Origin of the sequence: Daejeonella sp. (assembly GCF_044342615.1) — a bacterium.
In the GTDB taxonomy this organism is placed as follows: Bacteria; Bacteroidota; Bacteroidia; order Sphingobacteriales; family Sphingobacteriaceae; genus Daejeonella.
In genome coordinates this window covers 1-2,803 of sequence record NZ_JBIIPN010000216.1, presented here as the reverse complement: position 1 = coordinate 2,803, position 2,803 = coordinate 1, and the positions used below count along the sequence as shown (strand labels likewise).

General features: G+C 31.6%; 4 protein-coding genes and 1 pseudogene. 3 read left to right on the top strand and 2 right to left on the bottom strand.

Features of this window, described 5'->3' with window-relative positions; genetic code table 11:
• On the bottom strand, positions 1-136 hold a 136-nt coding region (locus ACIQ0D_RS12555; RefSeq protein WP_395806133.1), incomplete at its 3' end, for a phosphoribosylaminoimidazolesuccinocarboxamide synthase.
• A gap of 61 nt (positions 137-197) precedes the next feature.
• Positions 198-1,154 carry a PhoH family protein gene (locus ACIQ0D_RS12550; protein WP_395806131.1) on the bottom strand — a complete coding sequence of 319 codons (957 nt, stop codon included), beginning with the start codon at positions 1,152-1,154 and terminating at the stop codon, positions 198-200.
• 102 nt (positions 1,155-1,256) lie between these two features.
• Here ACIQ0D_RS12550 and ACIQ0D_RS12545 point away from each other — a divergent pair, with 102 nt between their 5' ends.
• From ACIQ0D_RS12545 to ACIQ0D_RS12535, 3 genes and pseudogenes are all read left to right on the top strand, one after another.
• Positions 1,257-2,036: an S-adenosyl-l-methionine hydroxide adenosyltransferase family protein gene (locus ACIQ0D_RS12545; protein ID WP_395806129.1), complete on the top strand. Its 780-nt coding sequence runs from the start codon at positions 1,257-1,259 to the stop codon at positions 2,034-2,036.
• Positions 2,033-2,320: a putative quinol monooxygenase gene (locus tag ACIQ0D_RS12540; protein ID WP_395806127.1), complete on the top strand. Its 288-nt coding sequence runs from the start codon at positions 2,033-2,035 to the stop codon at positions 2,318-2,320. The genes ACIQ0D_RS12545 and ACIQ0D_RS12540 overlap by 4 nt, the downstream gene beginning before the upstream one ends.
• A 210-nt stretch (positions 2,321-2,530) precedes the next feature.
• Positions 2,531-2,803 (top strand): annotated as a pseudogene (locus ACIQ0D_RS12535) (ABC transporter ATP-binding protein); the annotation flags it as partial.

Genomic DNA, 2,803 nt, shown 5'->3' with positions numbered 1-2,803 from the left:
CATCGAATGCAGAAATTCTGTCGGTAACCACCATGACAAGGAATTTATTTCCAATGGTGTAAACATCGCGGACTTTCCCTTTATAGAATTGTGTTTGTCCCGGTAAATTGAAATGTGTTTCTTTAATCGCGCTCATTTAAATAGCCTATTGAATTGAACTGTAAAAATCCGAAAAATAATATTAAGCCCGAAATTAATTATTGTATATCTCCATATGCTTTGAGAATATTCTTAACTAATTTATGTCGAACAACATCATCACCAGTTAAATAAATAATATCAATGCCTTTAATTTCACCTAATATTCGAAGTGCAGTATTTAATCCTGATTGTTGTTTTCTTGGTAAATCAATTTGAGTTACATCACCTGTTACTATAAATTTGGCTGTTGGACCCATTCTCGTTAAAAACATTTTAAGCTGAAGATCAGTTGCATTTTGTGCTTCATCTAAAATTACGAAACAATTATCGAGTGTTCTACCTCGCATAAATGCTAAAGGAGCAATTTCAATTGTCCTATTTTCTAGAAAAATTTTAAGTTTTTCGGCAGGAATCATATCATCTAAAGCATCATACAAAGGACGTAGATATGGATCAATTTTTTCTTTTAAATCGCCCGGTAAAAAACCAAGATTCTCACCTGCCTCTACTGCGGGTCTAGTTAAGATAATACGTTTTATTTCCTTGTTTTTTAAAGCTCTAACGGCCAATGCGACTGCTGTATATGTTTTTCCGGTACCAGCCGGACCGATAGCAAAAATGATGTCATTTTTACTAATGCTATCCACCATTTTACGTTGATTTGCGGTCCTTGCTTTAATTACCAAACCATTGGGACCAAAAACAATAGGTTCGCCCCCACCCTTCGATGCCGATATTTCGCTCTCCGAACTTATTGAAATATTCGTACCTAGAATTTTCTCCAGATCATTTATATTAAGAGATTGAAACTGATCGATATGTTTTAAAATCTCATCAAATTTTATATTAAAATTATTGATTTCAATCTCATCTCCTAAGACTTTTACATCGTTTCCTCGGGCAACAATTTTAATTTTCGGGAAACTCTTTTTAATAATTTCAAAATACTCATTGTTAGACCCCCAAATAATGACTGGGTTCACATTTTCGACTGTTATAATAAGTTCGTTCAAGTTTTGCTTATTTTTATTTGAGAGGTATTTAATTAGAATTAATTTGAATATTTTTACAAATCTTATCTTAAGCAAGAATAACAATAAATATTCACATTTTAAATGGCAATAATTACTTTAACGACCGATCTCGGACATAAAGATTTTTATCAAGCTGCACTCAAAGGAAGTATCTTGAGTCAACTTGTTACTGCCAACATTGTGGATATTAGTCACGAAGTATCTGCCTTTAATATCCCGCAAGCTGCTTTTATCTTAAAAAATGCATTTTATTATTTTCCAAAAGGGACTGTTCACTTAATTGGAATAGATTCTGTCTTTAATGAGAAAACGCGCTATTTAGCAATAAAGTACCGTGGGCATTATTTTGTTGGATCTGATAATGGAATATTTTCACTGTTGTTTGAAGAAGAACCAACGGAGATTGTAGAATTAAATATAATGCAAGATTTAAAATATCTACATTTTCCTTTATCAGATATTTTCCCGAAAGCTGTAAGTCATTTAGCAAAAGGTGGTAAACTTTCTGAAATAGGTATAGCAGTTTCTGGGATTGAAGAAAAAATGACTATTCAGCCCGTAATTGAACCAGATATTATTCGTGGAAGTGTAATTTATATAGATTCATTTCAAAATATTATTACAAATATTACCAAGGAACTATTCACTAATGTACAACAAAACCGTGATTTTACTTTGTTTTTTAAGCGTAATGAATCTATTTCCCAATTAAGCTGGCATTATAATGAAGTGCCAGAAGGTGAAAAACTTTGCTTATTTGGTATTAGCAACCACTTAGAAATTGCTATTAACAAAGGCAATGCTAGTGGTCTCCTCGGACTCCATTTAGGAGACATAGTTAGAATTGAATTTAAGTCATGATTACTAGAATTGTAAAAATGACTTTCAAGCCAGAAAAACTTGAAAATTTCAAAGAAATCTTTAATGAATCCCAAAGATTAATCAAAGCATTTGATGGTTGTGTACGTTTAGATCTAATGAAAGATCTTAATGATGAATGTACTTTTTTTACTATTAGTCATTGGAATAGCGAAGATGATTTAGAATCCTATAGAAATTCTTACCTCTTTAAAAATACATGGTCTAAGGTAAAACCCTTATTCGCTATAAAGGCTCAAGCATGGAGTTTATCTCCAATGGATTAAAAAAACAAAAATTTGTCTTAATTGCCAGACAATAAGCTTGTTGTGAATTAAATAACAAGTATATAAAATTCAATTCCTTAAATTAATGTTTGGCTTTTAACCTATTAAAGTAAAAATTTATCAAAAGCTAGTATCAAAAAGGCGAAGAATATCTAAATATAGTTATTTTTGACAAGCCAAATTTGGTATAATAAATCCTTTAAAATAAACATGGCACGTGCTCGATTAAATAGTGGTAACGCTCAAGCGGAAGAACTTCCTAAAGCTAAAATTAATAAGGAAAGTTTAAAGCAAGTAATGAGGTTATTGCTTTATCTAAAACCATATAGAACAAAGTTTTTTTTAGGATTAGCTTGTCTAATTTTCTCAAGCGCTAGTTCGTTTTTATTCCCATTATTGATGGGTCGATTAATAGGCTCGGGAGCGCAAACAGCTCAAGGTGGTAAAATGGTACCCAATGAGATACTTGATGTTTTTCCTACT

What these genes read in the sequence shown, in the direction of transcription:
- ACIQ0D_RS12540 (WP_395806127.1), top strand. Translation starts at nt 2,033, where the DNA reads ATGATTACTAGAATTGTAAAAATGACTTTCAAGCCAGAAAAACTTGAA.
- ACIQ0D_RS12545 (WP_395806129.1), top strand. Translation starts at nt 1,257, where the DNA reads ATGGCAATAATTACTTTAACGACCGATCTCGGACATAAAGATTTTTAT.